The sequence below is a fragment of the Trinickia sp. genome (assembly GCF_051953405.1).
Classification (GTDB): domain Bacteria; phylum Pseudomonadota; class Gammaproteobacteria; order Burkholderiales; family Burkholderiaceae; genus Trinickia.
Map to the genome: position 1 here is coordinate 1 of NZ_JBQCIV010000098.1, position 26,947 is coordinate 26,947.

Here is a 26,947-nt window from a genome sequence, read left to right on the forward strand (position 1 = left end):
ACCAGCCATACGGCGCGAACGAACTCGTGGTGCCGAAGTTCTCGCTATGAAAGCCCGACGCCATCAAGCCGAGGATCGTGAGGCCCGGAATGATGAACTTGAAGACGGTGATGGTCGTGGTCGCGCGCGCGGGCACGATTACGCCCCCGTATTTGAGCAATAAGTAGACGATCACCACAAACCCCCACCACAACAACCCGGGTGGTGTCGACGAGCCGTTCACGAACAGCGAGTGCGCCCAGGGATAAGGCCACGTGCTCATGTACTGGATCGACGCCTCGGCTTCGATCGGGATCACCGACACGATGGCGATCCAATTCGCCCATGCGCTAATGAAACCGACAAGCGCACCGTGCGAATAGCGCGCGTAGCGCACCATGCCGCCCGACTCCGGGAACATGGCACCCAGCTCGGCATACGTAAGCGCGATGGCGAGAATCACGACTGCGCCGATGATCCACGCGCACAACGCCGCCGGCCCAGCGATCTTGGCCGCCTTCCACGCACCGAACAGCCAGCCGGACCCGATGATCGAGCCCAGGCCGGTGAGCATCAGCGCAAATGGCCCGATGTTCCGTTGAATAGAACTTTTCACAACCTCTCCTTGGGGATAGACGAACGGCGCGCGGGTGCGAGGACACGCGCGCCGTTCTGCAAGAAACGTGCAACCGACGCAGGCACAGCGGCGAGGGGGAACCGCAACTAGGTGCAACCACATCGCGCGGCGCGTAGTTTACCGGCTGCAATCACTTAAATGGTGCAAATTGATCCGTCACCAAGAAAAAAACATCATGAAATGAAAGGTTTGTAAGAGGCACGGCCGGCTGGTCGGACGAATGCCGATGCTGCGCCGCGAAATTGTGTTGACCTTGAGACGATTTCGCCGTATAAAGATTCCCAAGCAGGATTTCAAGTGGCGAGTGTTGATTGGTCTTTCGTAGGTCGCCCCCATCAGGTACTCCGGTTGTCCTATTACCCTTCCTTGATTTTCATGCGCTCCCAGGCTTCGGCCATTTTTACCCAATTTAGGAATTTGTAATATGGAAACCGGTACCGTCAAGTGGTTCAACGACGCTAAGGGCTTTGGCTTCATCACCCCCGATGGCGGCGGCGAAGACCTCTTCGCGCACTTCTCGGAAATCCGCGTCGACGGCTTCAAGACGCTCCAAGAAAACCAAAAAGTGTCGTTCGAAGTGAAGACGGGCCCCAAGGGCAAGCAAGCTGCGAACATCAAGCCGCTGTAAGCATTCAGTTGCTTTAGCGCGCTTTATGCGCCGCGAAGCGCATTGCGCTTCGCCACGATAAAAACCCCGCACTTAGCGGGGTTTTTGCTTTTTGGGCGATGGGATGACCGAGGCCTAGGCAAAGAGGCGCTGAGCGTGGATGCCGAGCCCTGCCGCCACGCTCGCCAGCCGGTCGCCGAATACCGGCTTGGCATCGGGAAACGCCGCGCACAGCGCCTGCGTCAAAAAGCGCAGCCCGGTCGTGCCGCCGGTGAAATACAGCGCATCGACATCGCCTAGCGCCACGCCCGCCGCCTTCGCAGTCTCGCGCGCCGCAGCGGCGATCCGTTGCGCATCCTCGGCGCCGGCCGCGATCAATTGGGCCTCGTCGAAGGCGATGCGCAGGTCCGCTTCCACGTCATCGAGGTCGATCGAGGTGGCGCCGCCGGCCGCCACGCCGATCTTCGCCTCTTCGGCCCGCGCGGCAAGCGCGTGCCCCAGCCGCCGCTCGACGACGCGCATGAGCCGCTCGTGGTGGCGCACGTCTCGATAAAGATGCCGCATCAGGGCGAGTTCGCCCACGCGCTTGCCCGTATAGATCGTATTGATCAGATGCCAGGTCGCCAGGTCGAAATAGATGCGGTTCGGCACTTCGCGGCCTTCCGGATCGAGCGACCGGTAGCCGAGTTCGGGCAAGATCGTCTCCAGTTCCACGCGACGGTCGAAATCCGTCCCCGCCACGTGCACACCGTGATGCGCCAGCACGTCGTCCTTGCGCTCGATCCGTCGCATGCGGTCCGGGCCCACCCGCACGAGCGAAAAGTCCGAGGTGCCGCCGCCGATGTCGGCGACCAGCACCAGCGCTTCGTCATGTAGGCGCGATTCGTAATCGAATGCGGCGGCGATGGGCTCATACTGGAAGTGAATCTCGTTCAGGCCCGCCGCGCGGGCGGCCGCTTCGAGTTGTTGCTGTGCCAGCCGGTCGGCACGCGGATCGTCGTCGACGAAAAACACGGGGCGTCCCAACACGGCGCGGTCGATCGATACGCCCGCGCAGGCTTCGGCCTGCCGTTTCAGGAAGGCCACGAAGATCGAGATGATCTCGGTGAACTTGATCGCGCTGCCGTCGCCGAGATCGGTCGCGGTTTCGGCGAGCGACGACCCGAGGATGCTCTTGAGCGAGCGCATCAGGCGTCCGTCGAAACCGTCGATGTATTCGGCCAGCGCGGCGCGTCCGTACGCCCGCGTATGTTCGTCGGCGTTGAAGAAGACGGCGGTGGGCAACGTCGTGTGCACGCCCTCCACGGGGGCCAGCATCATCGTCTCGCCGCGCGGCAGCGCGACGGCGGAGTTCGACGTACCGAAGTCGATCGCACAATAGGGCATCGCTTGCATCGCAACTCGCTTTATGCGAACAGAAGGGAGCGGCTTTTTAACACGAACTGCCCTGCGCTAGCAATCGGTGCGCCTTCCGAGCCGCGCCCGTTCGGGCGTCAGGCACGCCGCGTGCGACGCAGCGGACGCCCCGCCGCTCGCGCGGCTCGCCCGACACCGCATCCCTCAGGAGATTGACTCGATATGAGCCTGAAGACCGCGGCGAGCGTTCCCGCCTCCCACGAGGACGTCATCGCCACCGATTTGCCCTCTCGGCTCGATCGCCTCCCGTGGGGCCGTTTCCATACGCTGATCGTGGCCGCGCTCGGCATCACGTGGCTCCTGGACGGCCTCGAAGTCACTTTGGCCGGGGCCGTGGCCGGTGCGCTCAAGTCGAGCCCCGTGCTGCGGCTCACCGATGCCGATATCGGCTTGGCCGGCAGCGCGTATATCGCCGGGGCCGTGCTCGGCGCGCTGGTATTCGGCTGGCTCACCGATCGCCTCGGCCGCCGCAAGCTCTTTTTCGCGACGCTGGGCCTGTATCTCATCGCCACCGCGGCCACGGCGCTGTCGTGGAACTTCGCCAGCTTCGCGACGCTGCGCTTGCTGACCGGGGCGGGCATCGGCGGCGAATACGCGGCGATCAACTCGACGATCCAAGAATTCACGCCCGCGCGGGTGCGCGGGTGGACCGATCTGGGCATCAACGGCACGTTTTGGGTGGGCGCCGCGCTCGGCGCGGGCGGCTCGCTCGTGCTGCTCGATCCGCACCTCTTGCCCGGCGATTGGGGTTGGCGCGCGTGCTTTTTCATCGGCGCGGCGCTCGCGCTCGGCATCGTGTTCATGCGGGTCTGGGTGCCGGAAAGCCCGCGCTGGCTGCTCACGCACAATCACCCCCAGGAGGCGCAGCGCGTCGTGGAAGACATCGAGGCACGCTGTCACCGCGCCGGCCGCCGCCCGCTAACGGACGAGCTGCAAACGCTGCGGTTCGGACGGCGCGAGAACACGCCGCTCGCGGAAGTATTCGAAGCGCTCTTCGTCACCCATCGGCGCCGCTCGCTCGTCGGTCTTTCGCTCATGACCGCGCAAGCGTTCTTCTACAACGCCATCTTCTTCACCTATGCGCTCGTGCTCACCGATTTCTATGGCGTCCCCGGCGCACGGGTGGGCTGGTATTTGCTGCCGTTCGCGCTCGGCAATTTTCTGGGTCCCATCGTGCTCGGTCACGCGTTCGACGCCATCGGGCGCCGGGCGATGATCGCGTTCACCTATGCCATGTCGGGCTTGCTGCTGATCGGCAGCGGCTACCTATTCGCACGCGGGATGTTGACCGTGAACGAGCAGACTGTGGCATGGATGGTGATTTTCTTCTTCGCGTCGGCTGCGGCCAGTTCCGCCTATCTGACGGTGAGCGAATCGTTCCCGCTCGAAATTCGCGCCCTGGCGATCGCAGTGTTCTACGCATTCGGGACGGCGCTCGGCGGCATCGCGGGCCCGGCCTTCTTCGGCCGGCTCATCGATACCCAGCAGCGCGGCGCCGTCTTCGAAGGCTATCTCGTCGGTTCCGCGTTGATGCTCGCGGCCGCAGCGATCGCCGCCATTTGGGGCGTGAACGCCGAGCGCAAATCGCTCGAGCACGTCGCCACACCCCTATCCGCGCTGCGCGATACGCCTTGAGGGGGCGGTGCGCGGTGCCGTCAAGCGGCCGTGGCCGTCACCGCCCGTACGGTGCCGCGCCGGTGAATCTGCAGCACCAGGACCGATGCGATCAAACACAGCCCGCCCGAGATCATCGACGCCACCGTATAGGTGCCGAGGCTCGATCGGAGCAGCCCCGCGCCGTAGGCCGCGAACGCCGCGCCGAGTTGATGGCCGGCCACCACCCAACCGAAGACGACCGGCGCCCGATCCTTGCCGAACGCGTCGGTGGTCAGGCGTACCGTCGGCGGGACCGTTGCGATCCAATCGAGCCCGTAGAAGGCGGCAAACAGCGGCAAGCCGAAGAAATCGATGCCGAACGCGTAAGGCAGGTACATCAGCGACAGCCCACGCAAGCCGTAGTAGAAGAAAAGCAGCACACGGCTGTTGAAGCGATCGGAGAGCCACCCCGACAAGGTCGTACCGAACAGATCGAAGATCCCCATCGCCGCGAGCAGCGATGCGCCTTGCACTTCGCTCAGCCCGTAATCGCCGCACATCGCGATCAAGTGAGTACCGACATAGCCGTTCGTGCTCGCGCCGCAAATGAAGAAGCTGAAAAAAAGCAGCCAAAAGTCGCGCGACTTGCTGGCGGTGGCCAAGGTCCCGAACGCGATGGCGAGCGGATTCTGCGCGGAGTGCGCGTCGGTGCGCGGCGCATCGTGCGGCTCGCCGTAGGGACGCAAGCCGACGCTCGCCGGACGCTCGGGCAGCAAGAACGCGACGAGCGGCAAGACCAGCGCCGCCACGACCGCGACGATGAGGACGACCGGCCGCCAGCCATGGTGCTGCGCCACCGCGGCAAGCATCGGCAGGAACACGAGCTGGCCGGTGGCCGAACTCGCGGTGAGCACGCCCATCACCAACCCGCGGCGCTGCACGAACCAGCGATTGACCACCGTGGCCGAGAGCGTCAGCGCCGCGACACCCGTCGCACCGCCCACCATCACGCCCCAAATCAAAATCATCTGCCACGGCGCCGTCATCATCGACGAGATCGCCACGCCGACGGCCATCACCACGAGCGCCGTCATCAGCGTGGGCCGCACGCCGAAGCGCTGCATCGAAGCGGCGGCAAACGGACCGGTGAGCCCATACAAGGCGATGTTGACCGAGATGGCGAGCGAAATCGTCGCCCGGCTCCAGCCCAATTGATGCTCGAGCGGCAGCATCAGCACGCTTGGCGTGGCACGCGTGCCGGCCGCGGCGAGCAAGACCAGGAAGACGACCGCGGCGACGACCCAGCCGTAGTGCGCGCGCCCATGCATTCTTGTTGCTATCCAGTTCATCGTCACTCCCGTTGGCGCGTAGACGCAGCCGCCCCTGTCGGCTTGCCCGCGCACGATTAGCGTGGTCGATCGGCGCGTCCCAGGCGACCTAAGCGAGGCGTTCGATCGCGCTTGTTACAGACCTGTCACAAGTGCGAGTTGCCATCGTAGTGACCGGTCGGTAACATGTCAAGCAGGTCAGATTCGTAGTCTTGGACGATCGGCCGATCGGGGCCACCTTCGGCACCATCGTCGCAGTCGGACAAAAGGGACACTTCACCATGAAAGACAGCCAGCTCGAGGTCACCAGCAAGCGCGCAACGGCAGCCAAAGCGGCGGCCGGACGCACGCGTCCCCACACCGACGGCGCCACGGCGCAGCAGCTGCTGCTACGCGCGGCAGCCGAGCTTTTCTATCAAGAAGGGGTGCGGGCGGTCGGCGTCGATGCCGTCGTGGAGCGTGCCGGGGTGAACAAAATGAGCCTTTATCGGCAGTTCGCCTCGAAGGACGACCTGATCGCGGCCTATCTCGAGCATGCCAACGATTGCTTTTTCGGCTACTTCGACCAGAGCATCGGCATGCATCCGGGACAGCCGCAGCGGCAGATCGCCCAGTACTTCGAAGATCTGGCCCGCCGCGCATCGCGCGAAGGCTACCGCGGCTGTCCGTTCGTCAACGTTGCGGCTGAATTTCCCGATCCGGATCACCCGGCCCGCAAGATCGTGGCCCGCAACAAAGCGCAACTCGTCGAACGGCTCACGGAACTGACGACGGCCGCCGGTGCGGACGATCCCGCGGGCCTCGCCGATGCATTGGCGTTGCTGATCGAAGGGGTCTATGCAGCCAGCCAAACCTTCGGGCCCGGATGCGGCCCGATCTTCGCGGCCCCGCGCGTGGCGGCCCAGCTCGTCGCGCTCGCCTGTCGCACGCGCGCCGACGCGTAAAATGCCGGCTTTGCCGCCAACCGTGGCGCGCCGTCAACGATATGCCGATTTGCCGATATGCCGAGTTCCGACACCGCCATGACCGATGATCGCCGCCCTTGCGCAACGACGCCAGCCGACGCGGATGAAGTCGTCGCCGCCATGCGCCATTGGCTCACGCGTGCCGTGATCGGGCTCAATCTCTGTCCATTCGCGAAAGGCGTGCATACGAAGCAGCAGATCCGCTATCGCGTGAGCGACGCGCGCGAACTCGAAGGGATGTTGACGGTGCTCGAAGCCGAGCTTCGCTGGCTCGTCGAAGCCGATCCGGCACGGATCGACACGACGCTGCTGATCTTCCCGCACGCGTTCGCCGATTTCCTCGAATTCAACGATGCCGTGTTCTTCGCCGAGCGGCTACTCGGCCAGTTGCGTCTCGACGGCGAGTTGCAAATCGCGAGTTTTCATCCGCACTATCGGTTCGAGGGAACCGAGGCCGAGGACATCGAAAACTATACGAATCGCGCGCCCTACCCGACGTTGCACCTGCTGCGCGAATCGAGCGTCGAGCGCGCGGTGCAGGCGTTCCCCGATGCCGCCGATATCTACGAGCGCAATCAGGAAACGATGCGTCGCCTCGGCCACGCCGGCTGGCGCGACTGGATGCGCATGCAAGCGGGCGAGCCCGCGTCCTCGGGCGTGGTGAGCGAGCCGAGCGCGCCCGACGGCCGTTAAGCGTTAAGCGGGCGCAAAGAACCGCTCGCGCAACGAATCGAGGCCGAACGTATCGAGCACTTCGGTCAAACGCTCGGTCGGCCGGCGCCGCGGCAAATCCTTGTACTGCGCGACGATCAGTTCGTTTTTCATCGAATGCTCCCATCCGACGAGTTCCGTCACGCTCACCTGATAGCCGTGCGCTTCCAATTGCAGGCAGCGCAGCACGTTCGTGATTTGACTGCCGAATTCGCGCGTATGCAGCGGATGACGATAGATCTCGGTCAACGCGTTGCCGAGCGATTTGCCCTTATTGCGGCGTAGCACCCCCGCCACCTCTGCTTGGCAACACGGCACGAGCACGATATAGCGCGCCCGCTTTTCCAATGCGAAGCGAATGGCGTCGTCGGTTGCCGTGTCGCAAGCATGCAGCGCGGTGACGACGTCCACCGTCTCCGGCAATCGCACCGAGCCGATCGAATCGGCCACCGATACGTTCAAAAACGACATCGCCTCGAAACCGAGCCGCGCGGCCAGCGCCGCCGACCGGTCGACAAGTTCCGCACGCGTTTCAATGCCGAAGATGCGAGACCCAGTGCCGGGCGGCAGGGACTTGAAAAAAAGATCGTAGAGGATAAAACCAAGATAGGACTTGCCGGCGCCGTGATCGACGAGCGTCACGGCCCCGCTGTTGCGCACGACATCCGCGAGCAGCGGCTCGATGAATTGGAAGAGGTGATAGACCTGCTTCAGCTTGCGACGGCTGTCTTGGTTCATCTTGCCGTCGCGCGTCAGGATATGGAGTTCCTTGAGCAGCTCGACGGATTGATCGGGGCGAATTTCGTAGGTCTTGGTCGACATGGTGGGACGGCGCTCGGGTAAGTCGCCGCGAGCGTGCGACAGCCTACAGAAGCGTAAAAACAATCGCGTCAGTTTACCCAAAAGCGCGGAAGACGCGGCAATTGCGTGCGGGAACGGAATTTGCATCGAAGCGCGGACGCCACTTTTTCGATGCAGCGCAGCGTACCGCACGCGGCGGCGAGCACGGCGCGATGAGGGCCGTCATGCCTTGGGGGAGGACGCGGCGCGCAGGCAGGCGAAGGCGCGTTACGTAACGTTACGCCGCGGCCGAAACGCCGCGCGCCATCCGCCCGCCATCGGCGAACGAACAGCGAGCGGTCAGTTTGACGAAAGGACTATAGCCATGGCCACGATACCGAACTCAGACGCGGAGCAGAAGTTCCAAGCGATGCTCGCCAACCTGCTGACGCCGCCTACCGGCTGGTCGGAAAAACAGCAATTGGAACTGGAAATGGCGCGCGACATTTCGGTCGAAATGCTGCGGCTCGCCGAATCGATGCGCGACACCGATCCGGGTCTCGAAGCGCTGCTGACGCTGCTCAAGTATGCGAAAGTCGTCGACTTCATCCTGACGACGCTCGCATCGAGACGCGACATCCGCCCGCAGACGTTGCGCGTCATCTTCAAGCTCGCTGGATTGAAGGTCGACGAAGCCTATCCGGGCTGAGCCGCCATTGCTGCGCCGAACCGCGCGAGCGCCGGCGCATATGGCATACCGGCGCACCCGTGCATTACTTCACCGCGAGCCGCCAGAGCGAAGTCACCTCTTGCACTCGGGCGCGGTGCAGCGGATCGGTCGGATCCGCCGCCTTCGGATGAGCCGGCCGAATATCGTCCCGGCCGATCACCTTCAATCCCGCCGCCTCGATCATCGCCAGCAACGCCTCGCGCGAGCGCAGGCCTAGATGCTCGGCAAAATCGGACAAGATCAGCCAGCCCTCGCCGCCCGGCTCGAGATGAGCCGCGAGCCCGTTCAGGAAGCCGCACAACATGCGGCTGTCCGGGTCGTAGACGGCACGCTCGATCGGCGCACTCGGACGCGCCGGCAGCCACGGCGGATTGCAGACGATGAGCGGTGCACGCCCCGGCGGAAACAGGTCGGCCTCGCAAACGTCGACCTGCCCGGCGAGGCCGAGGCGCGCGATGTTCTCGCGCGCGCAGGCAAGCGCGCGTGCGTCGGCATCGGTCGCGACCACCCGCGCGACGCCGCGCTTGGCGAGCAGTGCCGCGAGCACGCCCGTACCTGTCCCGATGTCGAATGCGAGCGCTTGCGACGGTAGCGGCGTACGCGCAACCAGGTCGATGTACTCGCCGCGCACCGGCGAAAACACGCCGTAATACGGATGGATGCGCGCGCCCAATGCGGCGATTTCGACACCCTTTTTGCGCCATTCGTGCGCACCGACTAAGCCCAGCAATTCGCGCAACGAGACTACGGACGGAGTACCGCCGGTACCGTCGGGGGCGAGCGCGTCGCCGTACACCTCTTGGCACGCCGCCTTCACGTCGGGCGCGCGTCGAAGCGGAATCGAATAATCGGCGTCGAGTGCAACGAGTAGCATCCCGAGCGTGCGCGCGCGCTGCGCCTGCGCCTGCCGATGCGCATTGAAGGCATCGAGCGGCGAAGCCGGCGGTTTGCGCCGTTTGCGATCGATTCTGCGCGCCATAGCCTGCAACAGTTGTCGCGCGTTTTGGAAGTCGCCGCGCCACAGGAGCGCGATGCCTTCGCTGGCTTGACGGTAAGCGGCGTCGGCCGTCGTGCGGTCGTCCGCCAGCACGACGCGCCGCGGCGGCGCCACGCCGGCTTCGGAGCGCCAACGCGCGCTCAGCTCGGCGCCGTCGTCGGTCCAATGGATCAGGGGAAAAGTCGGATCGGAAGTCACGAAACGGGAAAACGAAACGGAAAACGAAGGAATTCGGTCAAGGCGGGCGCTCGCGCAACCGCCGCACAAGCCGACACGATACCGCGCTTTTGCGCGGCTACCGCCGGCTATCGTCGATCTTCGTCGACGGCCGTGCCGTGCCGACCGTTCCCGCATCGCAAGCAACGATCTACAGCGGGCCTTCAGGGCTGGGTCCCGGCTCAACGACCTGAAGAGCGGGGTTTCAAACCGGCGTCGGTTTGACGACGAACGATGCCGCCCGAGGAGGCGGCATCGATTCGATCAAGCCGCGTCAGACCTTGAACGCGCCCACTACGTTCGACAACGTGCCGGTCTGATCTTGCATCGACCGAGCGGAGGCCGCCACTTGCTCGACGAGCGCCGCGTTTTGCTGCGTGGTCGTATCGAGTTGCGCGATCGCCTGGTTCACCTGCTCGATCCCACGGCTCTGTTCGCCGCTGGCCGTCATGATGTCGCCCATGATGGCGGCCACGTTGGTCGTGGCCGTGATGATGTCGCTCATCGTCTGGCCCGCTTGCCCCACGAGCGCACTACCCGATTCGATCTTTTCGGCCGAATCGGCGATCAGGGCCTTGATGTCCTTGGCCGAAGACGCCGCGCGCTGAGCCAGGTTGCGCACCTCGCTCGCCACGACCGCGAATCCGCGGCCTTGCTCCCCGGCCCGCGCCGCTTCCACAGCCGCGTTCAACGCGAGGATGTTGGTTTGGAACGCAATGCTGTCGATCACGCCGATGATCGCCACGACCTTCTGCGACGATTCGTTGATCGAACTCATCGTCTTGACGAATTCGCCGATCACCTCGCCGCCGCGCGTGGCGGCGCTCGATGCCGTCGTCGCGAGACTGTTGGCTTCGCTCGCGTTTTCGGCATTTTGCTTGACGGTGCCCGTGATCTGTTCCATCGATGCGGCCGTCTCTTGCAGCGAAGCGGCCTGCGCCTCGGTGCGCGCCGACAGATCCTGGTTGCCGCTCGAAATCTCGCGGGAGGCGGACGACAGCGACGCGGCCCCGGACACCACGTCCTGCACGACGCCTTGCAAACGCGCGACGAAGCGGTTCAGGCTGCGCGCCACGGCGCCGAACTCCTTGCCGCCCGTTTCGGGCAGCCGGCGCGTGAGATCGGCTTCGCCGGCCGACAAGGCGTCGATGTTGCGCTTGAGCGCCGCGAGACGCCCCATGAACGCGCGAATGCCGACGATCATGACGATGAGCAAGGCGATTGCCATCGGCACCTGCACCGAGGCCAGTCCGGCGAGGATGCGATTGCTGTTGGCCATCAACATCGACGAAGGCACGGCCGTGGCAATGAACCACGGGCTGCCGGGAATCGGCTTCAGAAAGAGCGTCTCGCTGCCGTCGGCGGCATCGAATTGGCCGCTCGTTTCGCCGCCCGATTGCACAGCCGGCAACAGCTTTTGAATCTCGGCCGCCATCGGCGAGCCCTGCGCGATGTCCGATACGTTCTTGAGCACGATGTTGCCGTCGATCTTCGAGCTGTTGCTGACGATCTTGCCGTCCGCTTCGACGATCAGAATCTGACCGTGGATCTGCTGCTCCATATCGGCGACAAGGCGATTGAAGAAACCGAGCGTGACATCGATCGTGGCCACGCCGTACAGTTCGTCGCCCTTATAGATCGCCATCGCGCAGTTCGTGCGCGGCTGCGGGCTCGCATCGTCCTGATAAGCCTTCGCCCACTTGCAGTGGCCCTTGGGCGCCGTCTTGCCGTTTTCGTACCACGGCTGTTCCCAGTAGTTGAGCGATTCCGGCGAATTCCAATGCGTGTTGACGGCGAGCTGGCCCGTCTTCGCATCGCGCGCGTAGAACGTGCTGAATTTGTCGCGTCCCGCCTGCCGCTTGTTCGGCAGCGGCCAGATTCCGCCGCCGAATACGTTCTGATCGCCGTATTGATCGACAAGCGCCGGCAGCAAGGCGTCGATCTGATCGCTCTCGAGTTGCGCGACCGTCTGCGTGATGCTGCGCTGCTGCGCTTCGACCTGCCGCAGTTGTTCGCTGATGCGCACGGAGATCTGGTCGACCTCGCTCGCGATGACCTTGCCTTCGAGCGTGGCAAGCTTCGGCGTCACGAACAGCCGAATCACGGCAAAGGTCGCGATCAAAAGCGCCGCGAATGCGATGCAGGCGACAAGGGTAAAGCGGGTCTGGGTGGACGCGGGTGCTTTCATTTAATAGTTGTATATGGGAGGAATCAAAAGAGCGCAGACTGTCTATCGGCAGATCATTGGCCGTGCTGAAGCCTAAAAATTAAGGGGCAGTAGAAGCAGTATTCGAACGAACGAATCGGCGCGTGCCGATGCTGCGCTGCACTAGCCGTTGCGCATCGGCGTTTCTCGCGCCCGGGCAGAAAGCGCTAAGGCGTACAGGACCAGGCGGGGATAATCAGGCGGCCGCGACCCCGCGGCGCTTGCCGCTATGGCCGCCTGCTGCGGGAACGGGCAATATGGCGCCCTGCAGCAAAAGCCGCGTCGTCGCATCGGCGTCGAGCGGCTTGCTGAACAAGAACCCTTGCGCATCGACGCAGCCGAGCGCCACGAGAAACGCGCGCTGCGCCTGGGTTTCGACACCCTCCGCGATCACGTCGAGGCCGAACGCCTTGGCGAGCGTGACGACAGCGGTGGCGATGGCCCCCGTGTCCCCTTCGCCGATCCCCCGCACGAATGCACGGTCGATTTTGATGCGATCCACCGGCAGAGCGCGCAATTGCCCTAGGCTCGAATAGCCCATGCCGAAGTCGTCGATCGCCACGCGCATGCCAAGACGGCGAAACTCCGCGAGGCGGCGCGCCGACGCCTCGGGGTTTTTCATCAATGCTGTCTCCGTCACCTCGAGTTCAAGCAGAGAAGGATCCATTCCCGTTTGCGCGATGACGCGCTGGAAGGTCTTGACGATGTCGGCTCGCTGCAGTTGAAGCGGCGAGACGTTGACCGAAATCGGAATCGGCACCGCCTGCAGCGCGCGCCACAGCGCGACTTGCTCGCACGCCGCGCGCAGCACCCATTCGCCAAGCTGCGAGACGAGCCCCGAGGCTTCGGCCACGGCCACGAAATCGACGGGATTGATCACGCCGTGGTCGTCGTCGCGCCAGCGCACGAGCGCCTCGAGCCCGCGCACTTGGCCGGTACGCATGTCCACTTGCGGTTGATAGTTCAGATGCAGCTTGCCGCCTTCGATCGCTTTCCTTAGGCGTCCCGACAATTTCAGCCGCGCGTCCGCATCGCTGCGCATGCGATGGCGATAGAACTCGAAGCAATTGCGACCCCGGCCCTTCGCCGCATACATCGCCGTATCGGCCGCCCGGATCAACGATTCGGCGTCTTCGCCGTCTTCGGGAAACACGCTGATGCCGATGCTCGCACCGACGACGAGATCGTGCCCCGCCACGAAGATCGGCTCGGCGAGCGCTTCGAGGATGGCGCTGGCGAGCGCCTCGTGCACTTCGTTGCCGCCCATTTCGCTCACGACGATGAACTCGTCGCCGCCGTAGCGCGCCACGACGTCGTCGTGCCCTGCGCACGCCGTGAGCCGCCTGCCGACTTCCTTCAGCAATTGGTCGCCAATGTTGTGACCGAGCGCATCGTTCACGGTCTTGAATGCATCGAGGTCGATGAACAAAACATGAAGATGATCCGCGCCGGCGATCATCGCTTGCAATTTCGCCGAGAACGACATCCGGTTCGACAAGCCCGTCAAACTATCGCGCTCGCTGAGATCCCGCAGGCGGCTCGAACGCTCGGTGAGCTTCATGTAGACGTCGTACGTCGTCTTGGCGAGCACCAGCGGATAGCCGATTAGGACGGGGAGCCATGCGAGGGCGGCGTGCAGCGGCATGACATGCGCGACTTGCGCACCGAACACGAGCAGGCCGCCGCCCGTGCCGAGCGCCATGGCAATCAGGCCGAAGCCGAACAGGCGCCATCCGCCCGCCGCCATGTTGTCGATCGCGAACATCAAGAAAACGACGACCGTGGCGATCGGCGCGAAATGCACCGCCGCGACGAACCAGCCGCCGTTGATCGAATCGACCAAAAAATTCCAGCGTTCGCGCACCAGCGGTTGCGGCGCGTGGCGCACCCGGAAATAGGCGATATGCGGCCAGAGAAAACAGGTTGCCGCGACGGCAGCCTCGGTCCAGATGGATGCGTGTTGAGAATGCAGGCAAAGCAGGAGCGGAAAGAAGCCGACCCCAAAACCGAAAAGCCGCAGCACGTAGATGCGGCGCACAAACCCCGCTCCCGTACGCGGCCGGCTCTCGCGATACGCGCTCGGTGCAGCGGTCATGCTCGGCAACTCATTGTGCATAGGAGAAGGATGCAACGCACGTGCGCCGCGCGGGCGCGGGGTACATCGAAGCGATGCCGCCAGTGTACTAACGGCCGTTCGTCCTAAAAGTTTAGACAAAAGCGCTGCAGCCCGCTACGGACGGCATGATTCGCGGCGCACCCTGCGCGGCGCGCTGCGGCAATCCGCTGCCGCCGATCCGGCCAATCCGACCGATCCGACCGATCCGGCCAACTAGCCGCCGTGCAAGGCGCCCCGTCGGCGAACGAAGGTGCATGTCCACCATCGACGTCACGCAGCAACGAAAGGACCGGCGGCTCGCGCGAGCACACGAACGCGCCCCCCGCCGCGCCCGGTCATCGGCAGGAATTTCCTACTCGATTAGTCGACGATCTCTTCAACCTAGCAATAGAAAGTAAGGAGTACGAACGATGATCGAGTTCGCACGGCATCCGGTCGCCGGCACCCCCAACGTGGGCGAGTACTGGGAAGGACAAGGGGGAATCTATGCAGGGATTATGCCCGACTATGAGGGTACGTCGCCCTACCACCTCGTGCTGTCCATGGACGAGGCCGTCGACGTCAAATGGGGGCCGCACGGCGCGCCCGACGACGCGGCGCGAAGCCAGAGCGACGGGTATGCCAATACCGACGCGTTGACCCGCTGCGGACATGTGCATCCGGCCGCGCGCTGGGCCGCCCAATACGAAAAAGACGGCCATGGCGATTTTTACCTGCCGGCACTGCGCGAACTGGATATGGCGGCAGCCGCGCTGCCCGAGCGCTTTTCCCGAACGCAGTGGTATTGGTCGAGCACCGAGCGCACGGCGGACGAAGCCCAGGGCGCGAACTTGAATGGGATTGCGCTCGGCGCGTTGTTCAAATCCTTCGCCGGCCGCGTCCGCGCGGTGAGGCGGATCTTCGTGTCGGAAGCGGCATCGAAGCCGGCGTAAATGCGCCGTATTCCGTCGGATCGGCGCTTCGATCGTGTCCCTAAGTCCTAAAAGCGTGTAGAGGTGCGCACGCGAGGCGGCCCCGCGGCAAGATCGCGGACGCCGCTTCGCCGCCCGCATACGGCAGCGGGCCCATCGAGAGGAAAACGAACATGATCGATACGAGCACCCGAGGTCTTACGCTGGCCGACGCCCCGAAGGTCGGCGAATATTGGGAGGGGCAAGGCGGTTTCTATGCCGGCATCATCCCCGACTACGTCGGCACCCAACCCCGCTTTTTGATCTTCGCGGCGGACGAAGCCGTCGACGTCGAGTGGGGCGGCACGGGGGCGGACGATGCCGGCGCACTCGATACCGATAACGGCTCGACGAACACGCATTCGCTGACGCACAGCGGCCACGCCAAGCATCCGCATGAGGCGGCTCGATTCGCGTCGGCCTACGAGAAGGACGGCCATCGCGATTTCTATCTCCCGTCGAAACGCGAACTCGACGTGGCCTTCGAGACGATCCGCGACAAGTTCGACCCGATGGACTGGTACTGGTCGAGCACGCAGCAATCGAGGTTGGGCGCATACGGCCGCTCGTTCGGCGATTCCACCGTCCCGTCGCTCCCCAAAAACATCCAGGGACGAGCGCGCCCCGCTCGCTCGATACCGGTAGTCGAAGCGGGAGCGGCGTAACGCAGGTGCGCGTTCCATGCGGAACCCAGACGAACAAGGCGCGAATCGACGATCGCGCGAGCCGTTGCCGCCACTTCCCTTCCGGTTACCGCACTTCGATTCGCGGGCATGTCGCGATCGTACCGAATCGCACGATCGCGACACCCGCCCCACCTACTGCTGCATCGCCGGAATCATCCAAGTGAGCACATGCTGCTGCAAGAACACAAGCACGCCAAGCAACAGCGTCAAAAACACGCTATGCCAAAACGTGCGGGCGAATACGACGCCTTCTTGGCCTTTGAGGTCGGTCGTCGACACGCCCGTCGCGATGTTCTGCGGCGAAATCATCTTGCCCATCACGCCGCCCGACGAATTGGTCGCGGCCATTAGCACCGGGTCCAAGCCCAATTGCCGAGCCGCCACAACCTGCAGGTTGCCGAACAGCGCATTGCCCGAGGTATCGCTGCCGGACAGAAACACGGCGATCCAGCCGAGCGACGCCGAGACGAGCGGAAACAGCGCGCCCGTCGATGCCACGCCGGTGCCGAGCGTGTAGCTCATGCCCGAATAGTTGAGCAGGTACGCCAGGCCGACGATCATCATGACGGTCGCAATCGCGATGCGGGTTTGCCGCCAGGTCTGGGCGATGCAAGCGAAGAAATCCGTCACGCTCGCGCGCGAGAACACGGCCGTGATGATCGCCGCGAGCAAGATCGCCGTGCCGGTGCCAAGCGGCTGGAAGTCCCAGATCGCGGCGTAGGGTTTGTTGTAGAGCGAGACGAAAACGGCGTTGTGCAGTCCCGGCCATTTGATCTTGATGTCGCCGATCATGGCGATGTTGGCATGGACCCAGAAGATGACGATCACCGATACGACGATCCAGGGCAACCATCCGCCCCAGCCTTCGCGCCGATGCGCCGCACCCACGCCCGCCAGCGTATCGCCGCTGCGCGCGATGGCGAACTGCGGATCCGCCTGCGGCCGCCATACCTTGAGGAACCCGATCGTCACGATGAGGGAAGTCAGCGACGAAAGGACATCGGTCAGCTGATAGCTCAGGTAGTTCGAGGTGACGAATTGAGCGAGGGCGAAGCTGCCGCCCGAGACGAGCAGCGCAGGCCACAATTTGCCGATGGAGCGCATGCCGCCGTACACGCCGACGACGTAAAACGGCAGCAGCAGCGCAAAAAACGGCAACTGGCGTCCGACCATCGCACCGAGCGTTGCCGGATGAAGCGAAGTCACCGCGCCCAGTACCGTGATCGGTACGCCGAGCGCACCGAATGCGACCGGGGCTGTGTTGAAGATCAACGTGTACGTCAATGCTTCGAGCGCGGGGAAGCCCAGCGCGATCAGTAGCGCGCTCGTGATCGCCACCGGCGTGCCGAAGCCGGAGATGCCTTCGAGCAAGCAGCCGAACGAGAATGCCACCACCAGCAGCACAAGCCGTCGGTCATCGGGAAGGTGATCGAGCATCCATTGCCGGAACGCGTCGAATCGCCCTGTCTTCACCGCAATGTTGTAGAGCAGCAGCGCGTTGAAGACGATCCACATGACCGGCACGAGCGCGAGCGCCATGCCCGCGCCGACGGCGTCGAACGCAAGCCCGGCAGGCATGCCCCACACAGCGATCGCCACGACGAGCCCGACGACGAGCCCGGCCAGCGACGCTTGCCATGCCGGTCGGCGCAATACGCCGAGCATGATCAACGCGGCCGCGATCGGCAACGCGGCGACGATAAACGAAAGCAAGAGGGAATGGCCGACGGGGGTAAGCGGTTGCGCGAACACCGTTCCCGGTGGGAGTGCCACGGCTGGATTCATGCTGTCTCCTTGAGTCATCGTTGTCGGGCGGACATCGATACCCCGGGAGCCTTTACGCTTCGGCCCTTGCATCGTCGTCGACCTGTGACGTCCCCGTTCTGATTCGTAGGACGACTCACAGCTTGAGCCCGATCCTCGGCATCGTTCCGTCGGTGGGGCAACACTTCGCTCGATATCGCGCGGCATCCGCGCGCTATCCATACGACACGGCTTGCACGCCGCCGCCCCGAGGCGGCGCGCCGGCCGATCCGGTTAGCCGCCGGCTAAGCGACGCTTGAACTCGAGGCGGAATCGATGCAGCAGCGGCTCGGTGTACCCGCTCGGCTGAGCGCGCCCTTCGAATACGAGCGCACAGGCGGCGCTAAATGCAATCGAAGCGGCGTACTCGGGTGCCATCGGGCGATAGTTCGGATCACCCGCGTTTTGCTGATCGACGACGCGCGCCATCCGCTCGAACGTTTCGTTGACGAACTCGGGCGTCACGACACCATGGCGCAGCCAGTTCGCGATGTGCTGACTCGAGATGCGCAGCGTCGCCCGGTCTTCCATCAAGCCGATGTCGTGAATATCGGGCACCTTGGAGCAGCCCACCCCCTGGTCGATCCATCGCACGACGTACCCGAGGATGCCCTGCGCGTTGTTCTCGAGTTCTTGACGCACCTCGTCCCGCGACCATGGCGCGCGCTCCACGACCGGCACCGTCAGCAAGCCATCGAGCAGCGCATCGCGTTCGCTCGCATAGTCGATCCGTTCGAGCGATTGCTGGACGGCTTGGACATCGATGTCGTGATAGTGCAGTGCATGCAAGGTCGCGGCGGTCGGCGAAGGGACCCACGCGGTGTTAGCGCCGGCGCGCAACTGCGCGCCTTTTTGTTCGAGCATCGCGTGCATGAGATCGGGCATCGCCCACATGCCCTTGCCGATCTGCGCGCGCCCGCGCAACCCGCACGCCAGGCCGACGAGCACATTGTTGCGCTCGTAAGCGGCAATCCAATTGGCGTGCTTCATATCGCCCTTGCGCAGCATCGGCCCCGCTTCCATCGCCGAATGCATCTCGTCGCCGGTACGATCGAGAAAGCCGGTATTGATGAAGGCGACGCGCCCCGCCGCCGCCGCGATCGACGCCGCCAGATTCACGCTGGTGCGGCGCTCTTCGTCCATGATGCCCATCTTGATCGCGCGAGGCGGCAGGCCATACAAGCGTTCGACGCGGCCAAACAACTCGTCGGCGAAGGCGGCTTCGGCCGGCCCGTGCATCTTCGGCTTGACGATGTAGATCGCACCCTCGCGCGAGTTGCGCCGGTTGCGGCGATCGTGCAACGCGCACAGCGTCGTGACGACCGCATCGAGGATGCCTTCGGGGATTTCGCGTCCGTCGCGATCGAGCACCGCGCTCGTCGTCATCAGGTGGCCGACGTTGCGCACGAACAGCAGCGAGCGGCCATGCAACGTCAGCGTGCCGCCATCGCCCGTCCGGTAGACGCGGTCCTCGTTCAAGCGCCGCGTGAACGTTTTGCCGTGCTTCTCGACCCGCTCCTCGAGCGTTCCTTGCATGAGCCCGAGCCAATTGCGATAGAGCGCGACTTTGTCCGCGCTATCCACCGCGGCTACCGAGTCCTCGCAGTCGATGATGGTCGTGATTGCAGCCTCGAGTACGACGTCGTTCACGTGCGCCGGATCGGTCTTGCCGACCGGCGCTTGCGCGTCGAACTGGATTTCGATATGCAGCCCGTGATGGGCGAGCAAGACGGCGGAGGGCGCGTCGGCCTCGCCCTGGTAGCCGACGAATTGAGCCGGCTCGGCCAGGTGCGCTTCGCCTTTTTTCGTGCGCACGACGAGTTGGCCGTCGCGCACGGCGTAGGCCGTCGCGTCGCGATGCGACGCCCCGCCGAGCGGCGCCGCGCGATCGAGCAACGCACGCGCGTAGGCAACGACGTGCGCGCCGCGCACCGGATTGTAGCGATCGGTGCGCGTCGCACCGTCGTCCTCGGGCAGGGCATCGGTGCCGTACAGCGCGTCATACAGGCTGCCCCAGCGCGCGTTCGCCGCATTGAGCGCATATCGCGCGTTCGAGAGCGGCACGACGAGTTGCGGCCCCGCTTGCTCGGCGATCTCCACGTCGACGCCGCTCGTGGTCACCTCGACGTCGGCCGGGGCCGGCACGAGATAGCCGATCTCTTGCAGGAACGCGCGGTAGGCTCGCAAGTCGCGAATGGGGCCGGGGTGTGCGCGATGCCATTCGTCGAGCGCCGTCTGCAGACGGTCGCGCTCGGCCAGCAACGCACGATTGCGTGGAGCGAGTTCATGGACGATCTCGGCGAACCCTTGCCAAAAGGCCTGCGCGTCGATGCCGGTGCCCGGCATCGCTTCGCGCTCGATGAAATGGCTGAGTGCCGTGTCGACACGCAGCCCGGAGTGGTCGGTCAGATTCATGGTGCGCTTCGCTTCGTCCCTGTCGTTGAAAATCGGCGTTGGGCTAACGTTCGATACTTTGGGCGGCGGTCCTCGCCACGTGCGCGTCCTGTTCGGACTTGACGCCCGAGACACCCACCGCGCCGACGACTTGGCCATCGACCACCACCGGCACGCCGCCCTCCAACGTGCCTTTGATCAATGGTGCGCTCAGAAATGCGGTGCGCCCACCGTTGATCATGTCTTCATATGCTTTCGATTCGCGTCGGCCGAGCGCCGAGGTGCGCGCTTTCTCGATGGCGATATACGCGCTAACGGGCGAGGCGCCGTCCAAGCGGGTCAGCGCGAGCGGGTGTCCGCCGTCGTCGACCAGCGCAATGGACACGTTCCAGCCGTGCTTTTCGGCTTCGGCGCGTGCCGTTTCGATGATCTTGTTCGCTTCGGCGAGACCAAGTACGGGTTTCGTTTGCATCGATCAGCTCTCTCTCAAAGGTCAAAGGAAGGTGCGACGTCGGCGCGGTGTACGGCGCCCGCATTCATTGTCGCAAGCTTGCGCTTGCCCGAAGGTTGCGTGAACGAATACCGACCTGCTGTTCCACAGCATAGATGCCAATCCCGACCTTAAGTAGATCGGCGCCATTGCGCGCTTGTGCACTGCGGCGACGGCGGCTCGAAAACGCTCGTGGCGAGCGGCGACAATCCCATTATTCACAAGAAAGTCGCGACTCGTCCATCGGCGCGCATCGAACCGCCGCATACGGCTTTGCGCGGCCCGCCTTTCACTGCGCTGACCGCGCGCCCCCGCGTGCTCGGCGATGCGCCCGCTTTAGGGTTCAGGGGTTCAAGGCGAACTCGAATGCCGCCATGGCGTGCAGGTGCGTCGTATCGAGCACCGGCAGCGGGCTATCGTCCTGCGAGATCAATAGCTCGATTTCGGTGCAACCGAGCACGATCGCTTGTGCGCCACGCTGCGCGAGCGAATCGATCACCTCGATATAGGCGCGGCGCGAGGCGTCGCTGACGATGCCTACGCACAGCTCCTCGTAGATGACGCGATGCACGAGGTCGCGTTGCGCCTCCGACGGCACGCTCATTTGCACGTCATAGCGCTCGTGCAAGTAGTCGATGAGGAACGGCTGGCGCATCGTAAAGCCCGTGCCCAGCAAGCCCACGCGATTCCATCCTCGGCTGCGGCATGCCTGGCCCAACGGATCGCCGATGTGCAGGAACGGGATCGGCACGCTGCGCGCGATGGCTTGCGCGACCTTGTGCATCGTATTCGTACACAAGACGATACAGTCCGCTCCGCCCGCATGCAGACGGCGTGCCGCATCTTGCAAGATGCCGGCCGCGTCTTCCCAACGGTCTTCGCGCTGAGCCTGCTCGATCGGCCCGAAATCCACGCTGTACATGAGGAGTTGCGCCGAGCGCAAGGGTCCCAAGCGGCTTCTAGCCGCTTGGTTCAGGATTCGATAGTATTCCGCGGAAGACTCCCAACTCATCCCGCCGATCAAGCCGATCGTTCGCATCGTCGTTTCCTCCAAAGGTGATGGTGGTGCGAAACACGAGCGTGCCGCGTCGGCACCGCTACCGTCTATCGAGAAATTTCATCGTGAATGCCGGCACATCGACGTGCGCCGGCCCGCGCGTCGGCCAACCGGTTTCATTGGCCGACGGCCGGCTGACGCTGCAATTGCTCCCGCGTGCGCCTTATAGCGCGTGCGATCCGGCACATGTGGCTTCCATCGGCGTCGCGCTCGAGCGGCAAACGGGCGTGCATGCCATCGGCTCGGATCGGCGCGAATCGTTCGATCGGTGGCCCGGCACACTTGCGCGCACGCCCGCGGGCGTCGACGTGTTTTCGGAATCCGCGATCGGCGGCGAATATCTCGTTCTGCGCTGCGCGAACGAACTCGTCCGAGATCGAACGCGCGTTTGTTTCGGGGGCGCGCGGGAAGCGTTCGCGCTGGCGCGCGCGCTGCGCCGCGCCTTGCTCGCGCCGGCCCGCGACGAGGGTTCGATCGCAGACTTGGCATGGCGCCTCGCGGCGCTGGGATTGGGCTTGGGGTTGGGTTCGGAATCGGAAGGCTCGGCCCGTCGCGGCGACGCGGATCGCCCGCGCTACGCCCGTGTCCTGGCCCGGATCGCGGACGCCTTCGAGCAACCGCTCCTCATCGACGAACTCGCCGCGCTCGTGGAGCAATCGCCGCTCGCGTTCCTGCGCGGCTTCACAGCGGCAGTCGGTGTGACCCCGCATGCCTATCTCACCGAGCAGCGTCTGCAGGCGGCGCGCCGTCTCCTGGTCGCCGGCCGCCTGACGCTCGCGGATATCGCGCTCGCGTGCGGTTTTTCGCACCAGTCGCACTTCGGCGATGCTTTCAAACGCGCGTTCGGTCTGACGCCCGCCCACTACCGCCGCTTGCTGGCCTGAGCCAGCGCAAGCCGCATGCCCGCACGCGTAGGAAAACGCTGACATTCGAGATCGGTGCGGACGACATCATGTTCCGACGCCGCTGATTGGTGCGGGCAACGATCTGAACAATACTTTCATCCAACGCACGCATCCCGCTGCCGACTTAAAGCGGCCCCCCGATGAACGGCGTGCACCCCGTTACCAGCCGCGGAGGCTACAGTGGACAATCGCGAAGTGCTCGAAACGATACGCGAAATCAATCTCTCGTATCTGATGCTTGCGCAGCACATGCTCAACGAAGACTACGCCGAAGGGCTGTTCAAGCTCGGCCTGTCGTCGCAGATGGCCGATTTGATCCACACGCTCTCGCCCGCTCAAACGATCAAGCTCTCGCAATCCGAAGACATCGTCTGCGATTTCCGCTTCGACGACGCGGCGATGCTGACGGCCTTGACGACTGTCGATAAAGGGCTCGATGCCACCGCCACGCACGCGGCCATCTTGCTGGCCGCGCAGCCTGCCCGCCAATTCGCCTAACAGGGAGATCGCCATGCCGAAGACGAGCCTGATCGAAGAAGCGCAAGAAGTGTCGCGCGCCGTCGCGCTGATCGAACTGGGTGCCCGCATGCAGGTGCTCGAATCGGAACTCTCGCTCTCGCGCGAGCGGCTGATTCGCTTGTACCGCGAGGTCAAATCGGAGTCGCCGCCGAAGGGCATGCTGCCCTCGTCCGCCGACTGGTACATGACCTGGCAGGCCAACATCCATGCTTCGCTCTTCTATCACACCTACTCGTTTCTCAAGGACGAAGCGCGCTGCTCGCACGTCGAAGCGCTGACGAAGGGCTATCGGCTCTATCGCGAACATTGCGCGAACGGCGGCTTGGACGTGCATCTGGATTTGACGCGCGCTTGGACGCTCGTGCGCTTCTTCAACGGCGGCATTCTCGAAATGCATCAATGCTGCCGCTGCAAGGGCAAGTTCGTTTCCTACAAGCACGATCTGCCCCGCGCGAAAGCGTGCGTGATGTGCCAACCGCCTTCGCGCGCCGGCAAGAAAGCCAAGGTCCTGAACTGAGCGCGAAGCACTCGTTCCACGGGCGGGGCGCGCCGAACCGCTGCACAGCCCACCCGCCCGAACTCGCGCGTCGGCCGATCAGTTGCACGGGGACATCCGGGATTGGGTGCCGGTATCGTCGACCGATGCCGTCGGACGGCTGAGGAAGCCAATCACCAAGCACGCCGACAGCACGGTAATCGCAACCAGCACGTAGAGCAGCGAATGAAACGCCGCGCCGTACACGTGGATCAGCGCACCGCTCGTCGCACCGTGCAGCTGCGCGGCGGCCGCCTGCACATCGCCCATGGCGAGCCGGTTCGCGGCATGCGCGAGAGCTGCTTCTTGAGCGCCGCCCGGCAGCGCGGCCCGCAGGCTCGCCTGCGCGAAATTCGCGAGCAGCGCCGCGACGACGGCAACGGCGATGCATTCGCCGGCCACGCGCGTCGTATTGAAGATGCCGGCCGCCATGCCGGCGCGCTCCTTCGGCACAACGCTCACGGCGAGCCCGTCCATCAGTCCCCAAGGCAAACTCACCCCGGTACCGATGAGCACCATCGCGGCCAGTAAGTGGCCGACGGGTTGCCCGGGCGCGCATTGCGCGAGCCAAAGCTGCCCGCAGGCGCATAGCAGCAAGCCCACGCCCAACACGACGCCCGGCGCGATCGAACGCGCGAGCCAGGCGGCCACGAGCGGCACGACAAGCATCGGCGCCGATAATGCGAACATCATCCGCCCCGCTGTCACGCTGTCAAATCCTTCGATGCCGATGAGCCGCACCGGCAACAGCACGAGCAGCACGACGTACGAATAAGCCGGCGCCGCCGCGAGAAATTGCACGCCGACGAAGCGCGGATAACGCAGCAGCGCGAGATCGAGCATAGGGCGTTCGGCACGAAGCTCGATCGCGACGAATGCCGCCGCGGTCGCGGCCGATGCCGCCAGCAGCGCGAGCACGGGAGCACTCGTCCAGCCGCTGCCGGGTGCACGCAGCACCGCATAGGTGAAGAGCGCCAAGGCACACGTAAACGTCGCCGCGCCGGGCCAATCGAGGCGATGGGCGAGCGGGTCGCGTGTTTCGCGCATGCATTTCGCACCGAACGCGGAAGCGAGCAAGGTGACGAACGTCACGATCGCGAAAACGGCGCGCCACCCCAAATGTGCGACCAGGGCGCCTGCGAGGACAGGCCCGAAGGCCAGCCCCACGCCGAACGTCGTGCCGAGCAAGCTGAATGCGCGCGTGCGCGCATCGCCGTCGAATTCTTGGGCAAGCGCGGCGGCGCCGGCCGACAGGGCAGCGGCGCCGGCCATGCCTTGCAAGGCCCGCGCGAGATCGAGCGCCAGCAGCGATGGCGCCAGCGCGGCGACGATCGACGAGAGCGCGAAGCCGAGCGTGCCGCAAAGGAATACACGCTTGCGGCCATAACGATCGGCGAGCGTCCCCGCCACGAGCAGACAGCTGCCGAACGCGAGCATGAACGCGTTCGTCACCCAAGCGAGTGCGAGCGGCGAGCCCCCAAGCGTTCGGGCAATGGCGGGCAGCGCCAAGGCCGGTCCGGTAAAGCTCAGCGGCATCGAGACGGCCGCCAGACAAACCGCTCCCAAGATCGAACGCTTCTCGGCGACACGCGATGTTTCGACATCGATCGTTTCGGGACTTGCCTGCATAAGCTCCTCGGATGGCATGTGCGATTGCGTTTTGCCGAGCGCGTGTCGACGATGCTGTGCGACACATCGCGACAACGCTTACCGGCAGTCATGGAGCCGCCATCTTATGCACCGAGCGATCGTGTTTAAATAGGCGCGCATTCCGCACTCACAGGACAACTTTTCCTCAATCGCTCATCGATGGATACGCTTAGTGGGCTTGCCGTCTTCGTCCGCGTCGCTCAAACGCGCAGCTTCGTCACGGCGGGCCGCGCGCTCGGCATCTCGGCATCGGCAGTCGGCAAAAGCATCGCGAAGCTCGAAGAAGGCCTCGGCGTGCGCCTGTTTCATCGCACGACGCGGCGCATCGGCCTGACCGATGAAGGCGCAATCTTTTTCGAACGGTGCCGCCGCGCGCTGCAAGACATTCAAGACGCGCAAGCCCAGCTCTCTCAGGCGAGCGGCTCGCCGCGCGGCCGGGTGCACGCGAGCATGCCCGCCATCGGCTATCGCCTCGTGCTGCCCGTCATTGGAGCGTTCCGCGCGCGCTATCCCGACATCGAACTGGATTTGGATTTCAGCGATCGCCACGTCGACGTGATCGAAGAAGGGTTCGACGTCGTCATCCGCGGCGGCGAGCCGGCGGATTCGAGTTTGCAAGCGAAGCCGCTGGCGCCGTATCGATTCGTCGTCTGCGGCTCGCCCAGCTATTTCGCGCAGCATGGCGTCCCACGGCTAGCGAGCGAGTTGGCCGATCACGTCTGTCTACGTTTCAAATATCGATCGAGCGGAAAGTGGCAGGACTGGCTGATCGACGGCGAGCCCGCGCTGTCCGGCGCCGCGAGCGCGCCGCTCGTGTTCAACCATGCCGAAGCCGTGCTGACCGCGGCCGTCCAAGGGCTCGGCATCGCCTATCTGCCCGATTTCTTGGTGCGCGACGCGATCTCGTCGGGCCAATTGAAGACGGTGTTGGAAACGTCGCGCACGCTGGAAGGCACGTTTCGCGCGCTCTGGCCGGCGACCCGTCACATGCCGCCGCGGCTGCGCGCGTTCGTCGATTTTCTCGCCGAGCGGCTGGGCGGCGGCGCGCGCATCGATTGATCGGCGCCGCATGCGGCATGCGTGCCGGCGAGCGATTGTGCGCTACCAACCCAGTTGGTCTTGCTGATTCTGGAGCGTGCGAAGCTGGTCGAGCTGCTTCTTGGTCAGAACGGCTTCGATCCTTTTGCGCGCATCGGCGGACGAATCGATCATCTGCTGACGCATGCCGTCGATCGCCTTATAGGTGCTGTCGATCGCGGCCGTATCGCGTTGCGGCGCCTCATACAAATCCCTGAGCTTCGCCTGCTGATCCATCATGGAGCCCATCAGCGTCCAGTGTCGCTTGCGCGTCTCGTCCTGGATCTGGTGGATCTTCGTGCGCTGCTCCTCGGACAAATCCAATCCGCCCGCCCATGCGTCCGACATCATCGCACCCGGGCCCATGCCATACCCGCGCATCATGCCGCGTCCGGGGCCGTAGCCCATCATCCCGCCCCCCCCGCCCCAGCCGCCCATCATTCCGGGGCCACCCCAAGGTCCGGCGCCTCGCGGCGGCGAAGCGGGCGATTGAGCCAAAGCCGCGCTCGCCACGGCAATGCCGACCAAAGAAAAGAGAACGCCTCTCATACGCGCGACCGCAATCATCTTCCTCTCCTTTGTCATGAGCCATGAACG

24 protein-coding genes are annotated in these 26,947 nt (G+C 64.4%); 11 read left to right on the forward strand and 13 right to left on the reverse strand.

Annotation, left to right across the window (positions count from 1 at the left end; translation table 11 throughout):
• Positions 1 to 595, reverse strand: a 595-nt coding sequence (locus ACTHN9_RS16940; RefSeq protein ID WP_440537935.1) for an APC family permease, incomplete at its 3' end; no start/stop codon positions are given.
• A 445-nt stretch (positions 596 to 1,040) separates the two neighbouring features.
• On the opposite strand from ACTHN9_RS16940, the gene ACTHN9_RS16945 reads away from it, so the two are divergent.
• On the forward strand, positions 1,041 to 1,244 hold the full coding sequence (locus tag ACTHN9_RS16945) for a cold-shock protein (protein ID WP_102645243.1): 204 nt from the start codon (positions 1,041 to 1,043) through the stop codon (positions 1,242 to 1,244).
• 114 nt (positions 1,245 to 1,358) lie between these two features.
• On the opposite strand, the gene ACTHN9_RS16950 is transcribed toward ACTHN9_RS16945, so the two are convergent.
• Positions 1,359 to 2,609, reverse strand: a complete 1,251-nt coding sequence (locus ACTHN9_RS16950) for an Hsp70 family protein (protein ID WP_440537971.1) — start codon at positions 2,607 to 2,609, stop codon at positions 1,359 to 1,361.
• A 192-nt stretch (positions 2,610 to 2,801) separates the two neighbouring features.
• Here ACTHN9_RS16950 and ACTHN9_RS16955 point away from each other — a divergent pair, with 192 nt between their 5' ends.
• Positions 2,802 to 4,274: an MFS transporter gene (locus tag ACTHN9_RS16955; protein WP_440537936.1), complete on the forward strand. Its 1,473-nt coding sequence runs from the start codon at positions 2,802 to 2,804 to the stop codon at positions 4,272 to 4,274.
• A gap of 20 nt (positions 4,275 to 4,294) precedes the next feature.
• Here the strand turns inward: ACTHN9_RS16955 and ACTHN9_RS16960 are convergent, their stop codons facing one another.
• Entirely contained in the window at positions 4,295 to 5,584 is a 1,290-nt protein-coding gene (locus tag ACTHN9_RS16960) for an MFS transporter (protein WP_440537937.1), read from the reverse strand.
• Positions 5,585 to 5,844: 260 nt separating this feature from the next.
• Between ACTHN9_RS16960 and ACTHN9_RS16965 the strand changes: the two genes are divergently transcribed.
• Positions 5,845 to 6,507 (forward strand): TetR/AcrR family transcriptional regulator, encoded by a 663-nt coding sequence (locus ACTHN9_RS16965; protein ID WP_440537938.1) that lies wholly within the window; start codon positions 5,845 to 5,847, stop codon positions 6,505 to 6,507.
• Between the two features lie 78 nt (positions 6,508 to 6,585).
• Entirely contained in the window at positions 6,586 to 7,221 is a 636-nt protein-coding gene (locus tag ACTHN9_RS16970; protein ID WP_440537939.1) for a DUF1415 domain-containing protein, read from the forward strand.
• 3 nt (positions 7,222 to 7,224) lie between these two features.
• On the opposite strand, the gene ACTHN9_RS16975 is transcribed toward ACTHN9_RS16970, so the two are convergent.
• Positions 7,225 to 8,061, reverse strand: coding sequence for a class I SAM-dependent methyltransferase (locus ACTHN9_RS16975; RefSeq protein ID WP_440537940.1), 837 nt, complete (start codon positions 8,059 to 8,061; stop codon positions 7,225 to 7,227).
• Positions 8,062 to 8,404: 343 nt separating this feature from the next.
• Between ACTHN9_RS16975 and ACTHN9_RS16980 the strand changes: the two genes are divergently transcribed.
• Positions 8,405 to 8,728, forward strand: a complete 324-nt coding sequence (locus tag ACTHN9_RS16980) for a DNA-binding protein (RefSeq protein ID WP_440537941.1) — start codon at positions 8,405 to 8,407, stop codon at positions 8,726 to 8,728.
• A 64-nt stretch (positions 8,729 to 8,792) separates the two neighbouring features.
• Here the strand turns inward: ACTHN9_RS16980 and ACTHN9_RS16985 are convergent, their stop codons facing one another.
• The 3 genes from ACTHN9_RS16985 to ACTHN9_RS16995 all read right to left on the reverse strand — a co-directional run bounded on the left by ACTHN9_RS16985 (position 8,793) and on the right by ACTHN9_RS16995 (position 14,263).
• Complete coding sequence (locus ACTHN9_RS16985) at positions 8,793 to 9,944, reverse strand: methyltransferase (protein WP_440537942.1); 1,152 nt, start codon at positions 9,942 to 9,944, stop codon at positions 8,793 to 8,795.
• A 292-nt stretch (positions 9,945 to 10,236) separates the two neighbouring features.
• Positions 10,237 to 12,150, reverse strand: a complete 1,914-nt coding sequence (locus tag ACTHN9_RS16990; RefSeq protein WP_440537943.1) for a methyl-accepting chemotaxis protein — start codon at positions 12,148 to 12,150, stop codon at positions 10,237 to 10,239.
• A 214-nt stretch (positions 12,151 to 12,364) separates the two neighbouring features.
• Complete coding sequence (locus ACTHN9_RS16995; protein WP_440537944.1) at positions 12,365 to 14,263, reverse strand: putative bifunctional diguanylate cyclase/phosphodiesterase; 1,899 nt, start codon at positions 14,261 to 14,263, stop codon at positions 12,365 to 12,367.
• A gap of 431 nt (positions 14,264 to 14,694) precedes the next feature.
• On the opposite strand from ACTHN9_RS16995, the gene ACTHN9_RS17000 reads away from it, so the two are divergent.
• Positions 14,695 to 15,216 (forward strand): hypothetical protein, encoded by a 522-nt coding sequence (locus ACTHN9_RS17000; protein ID WP_440537945.1) that lies wholly within the window; start codon positions 14,695 to 14,697, stop codon positions 15,214 to 15,216.
• Positions 15,217 to 15,368: 152 nt separating this feature from the next.
• Positions 15,369 to 15,899, forward strand: coding sequence for a hypothetical protein (locus tag ACTHN9_RS17005; protein ID WP_440537946.1), 531 nt, complete (start codon positions 15,369 to 15,371; stop codon positions 15,897 to 15,899).
• Positions 15,900 to 16,052: 153 nt separating this feature from the next.
• Here ACTHN9_RS17005 and ACTHN9_RS17010 read toward each other — a convergent pair whose 3' ends face one another.
• From ACTHN9_RS17010 to ACTHN9_RS17025, 4 genes are all read right to left on the reverse strand, one after another.
• Positions 16,053 to 17,705: an L-lactate permease gene (locus tag ACTHN9_RS17010; protein WP_440537947.1), complete on the reverse strand. Its 1,653-nt coding sequence runs from the start codon at positions 17,703 to 17,705 to the stop codon at positions 16,053 to 16,055.
• A gap of 252 nt (positions 17,706 to 17,957) precedes the next feature.
• The gene (locus tag ACTHN9_RS17015; RefSeq protein ID WP_440537972.1) at positions 17,958 to 20,132 is read right to left on the reverse strand and encodes a malate synthase G; all 2,175 of its coding nucleotides are present in this window, start codon (positions 20,130 to 20,132) and stop codon (positions 17,958 to 17,960) included.
• A gap of 49 nt (positions 20,133 to 20,181) precedes the next feature.
• The gene (locus ACTHN9_RS17020) at positions 20,182 to 20,589 is read right to left on the reverse strand and encodes a heme-binding protein (protein ID WP_440537948.1); all 408 of its coding nucleotides are present in this window, start codon (positions 20,587 to 20,589) and stop codon (positions 20,182 to 20,184) included.
• 361 nt (positions 20,590 to 20,950) lie between these two features.
• Positions 20,951 to 21,646 (reverse strand): aspartate/glutamate racemase family protein, encoded by a 696-nt coding sequence (locus ACTHN9_RS17025; protein ID WP_440537949.1) that lies wholly within the window; start codon positions 21,644 to 21,646, stop codon positions 20,951 to 20,953.
• Between the two features lie 83 nt (positions 21,647 to 21,729).
• Here ACTHN9_RS17025 and ACTHN9_RS17030 point away from each other — a divergent pair, with 83 nt between their 5' ends.
• From ACTHN9_RS17030 to flhC, 3 genes are all read left to right on the forward strand, one after another.
• Entirely contained in the window at positions 21,730 to 22,548 is an 819-nt protein-coding gene (locus ACTHN9_RS17030) for a helix-turn-helix domain-containing protein (RefSeq protein WP_440537950.1), read from the forward strand.
• 201 nt (positions 22,549 to 22,749) lie between these two features.
• Positions 22,750 to 23,067 (forward strand): flagellar transcriptional regulator FlhD, encoded by a 318-nt coding sequence (gene flhD, locus ACTHN9_RS17035; protein WP_440537951.1) that lies wholly within the window; start codon positions 22,750 to 22,752, stop codon positions 23,065 to 23,067.
• A gap of 13 nt (positions 23,068 to 23,080) precedes the next feature.
• Entirely contained in the window at positions 23,081 to 23,605 is a 525-nt protein-coding gene (flhC, locus tag ACTHN9_RS17040; protein WP_440537952.1) for a flagellar transcriptional regulator FlhC, read from the forward strand.
• A gap of 78 nt (positions 23,606 to 23,683) precedes the next feature.
• On the opposite strand, the gene ACTHN9_RS17045 is transcribed toward flhC, so the two are convergent.
• Positions 23,684 to 25,252: an MFS transporter gene (locus tag ACTHN9_RS17045; protein ID WP_440537953.1), complete on the reverse strand. Its 1,569-nt coding sequence runs from the start codon at positions 25,250 to 25,252 to the stop codon at positions 23,684 to 23,686.
• Between the two features lie 180 nt (positions 25,253 to 25,432).
• Between ACTHN9_RS17045 and ACTHN9_RS17050 the strand changes: the two genes are divergently transcribed.
• On the forward strand, positions 25,433 to 26,332 hold the full coding sequence (locus ACTHN9_RS17050) for a LysR substrate-binding domain-containing protein (protein ID WP_440537954.1): 900 nt from the start codon (positions 25,433 to 25,435) through the stop codon (positions 26,330 to 26,332).
• Between the two features lie 42 nt (positions 26,333 to 26,374).
• Here ACTHN9_RS17050 and ACTHN9_RS17055 read toward each other — a convergent pair whose 3' ends face one another.
• Positions 26,375 to 26,917: a Spy/CpxP family protein refolding chaperone gene (locus tag ACTHN9_RS17055; RefSeq protein ID WP_440537955.1), complete on the reverse strand. Its 543-nt coding sequence runs from the start codon at positions 26,915 to 26,917 to the stop codon at positions 26,375 to 26,377.
• Between the last annotated feature and the right edge of the window lie 30 nt (positions 26,918 to 26,947).

Excerpts from the sequence above, each read along its gene's own strand:
- ACTHN9_RS17000 (WP_440537945.1), top strand. The coding sequence starts at position 14,695 with ATGATCGAGTTCGCACGGCATCCGGTCGCCGGCACCCCCAACGTGGGC.
- ACTHN9_RS16945 (WP_102645243.1), top strand. The coding sequence starts at position 1,041 with ATGGAAACCGGTACCGTCAAGTGGTTCAACGACGCTAAGGGCTTTGGC.
- ACTHN9_RS16965 (WP_440537938.1), top strand. The coding sequence starts at position 5,845 with ATGAAAGACAGCCAGCTCGAGGTCACCAGCAAGCGCGCAACGGCAGCC.
- flhC (WP_440537952.1), top strand. The coding sequence starts at position 23,081 with ATGCCGAAGACGAGCCTGATCGAAGAAGCGCAAGAAGTGTCGCGCGCC.
- ACTHN9_RS16955 (WP_440537936.1), top strand. The coding sequence starts at position 2,802 with ATGAGCCTGAAGACCGCGGCGAGCGTTCCCGCCTCCCACGAGGACGTC.
- ACTHN9_RS17055 (WP_440537955.1), bottom strand. The coding sequence starts at position 26,917 with ATGATTGCGGTCGCGCGTATGAGAGGCGTTCTCTTTTCTTTGGTCGGC.
- ACTHN9_RS17025 (WP_440537949.1), bottom strand. The coding sequence starts at position 21,646 with ATGCGAACGATCGGCTTGATCGGCGGGATGAGTTGGGAGTCTTCCGCG.
- ACTHN9_RS16980 (WP_440537941.1), top strand. The coding sequence starts at position 8,405 with ATGGCCACGATACCGAACTCAGACGCGGAGCAGAAGTTCCAAGCGATG.
- ACTHN9_RS16975 (WP_440537940.1), bottom strand. The coding sequence starts at position 8,061 with ATGTCGACCAAGACCTACGAAATTCGCCCCGATCAATCCGTCGAGCTG.
- ACTHN9_RS16960 (WP_440537937.1), bottom strand. The coding sequence starts at position 5,584 with ATGAACTGGATAGCAACAAGAATGCATGGGCGCGCGCACTACGGCTGG.
- ACTHN9_RS17010 (WP_440537947.1), bottom strand. The coding sequence starts at position 17,705 with ATGAATCCAGCCGTGGCACTCCCACCGGGAACGGTGTTCGCGCAACCG.
- ACTHN9_RS17050 (WP_440537954.1), top strand. The coding sequence starts at position 25,433 with ATGGATACGCTTAGTGGGCTTGCCGTCTTCGTCCGCGTCGCTCAAACG.
- ACTHN9_RS17020 (WP_440537948.1), bottom strand. The coding sequence starts at position 20,589 with ATGCAAACGAAACCCGTACTTGGTCTCGCCGAAGCGAACAAGATCATC.
- ACTHN9_RS16950 (WP_440537971.1), bottom strand. The coding sequence starts at position 2,609 with ATGCCCTATTGTGCGATCGACTTCGGTACGTCGAACTCCGCCGTCGCG.
- ACTHN9_RS16970 (WP_440537939.1), top strand. The coding sequence starts at position 6,586 with ATGACCGATGATCGCCGCCCTTGCGCAACGACGCCAGCCGACGCGGAT.
- ACTHN9_RS16995 (WP_440537944.1), bottom strand. The coding sequence starts at position 14,263 with ATGACCGCTGCACCGAGCGCGTATCGCGAGAGCCGGCCGCGTACGGGA.
- ACTHN9_RS17005 (WP_440537946.1), top strand. The coding sequence starts at position 15,369 with ATGATCGATACGAGCACCCGAGGTCTTACGCTGGCCGACGCCCCGAAG.
- ACTHN9_RS17045 (WP_440537953.1), bottom strand. The coding sequence starts at position 25,252 with ATGCAGGCAAGTCCCGAAACGATCGATGTCGAAACATCGCGTGTCGCC.
- ACTHN9_RS16990 (WP_440537943.1), bottom strand. The coding sequence starts at position 12,150 with ATGAAAGCACCCGCGTCCACCCAGACCCGCTTTACCCTTGTCGCCTGC.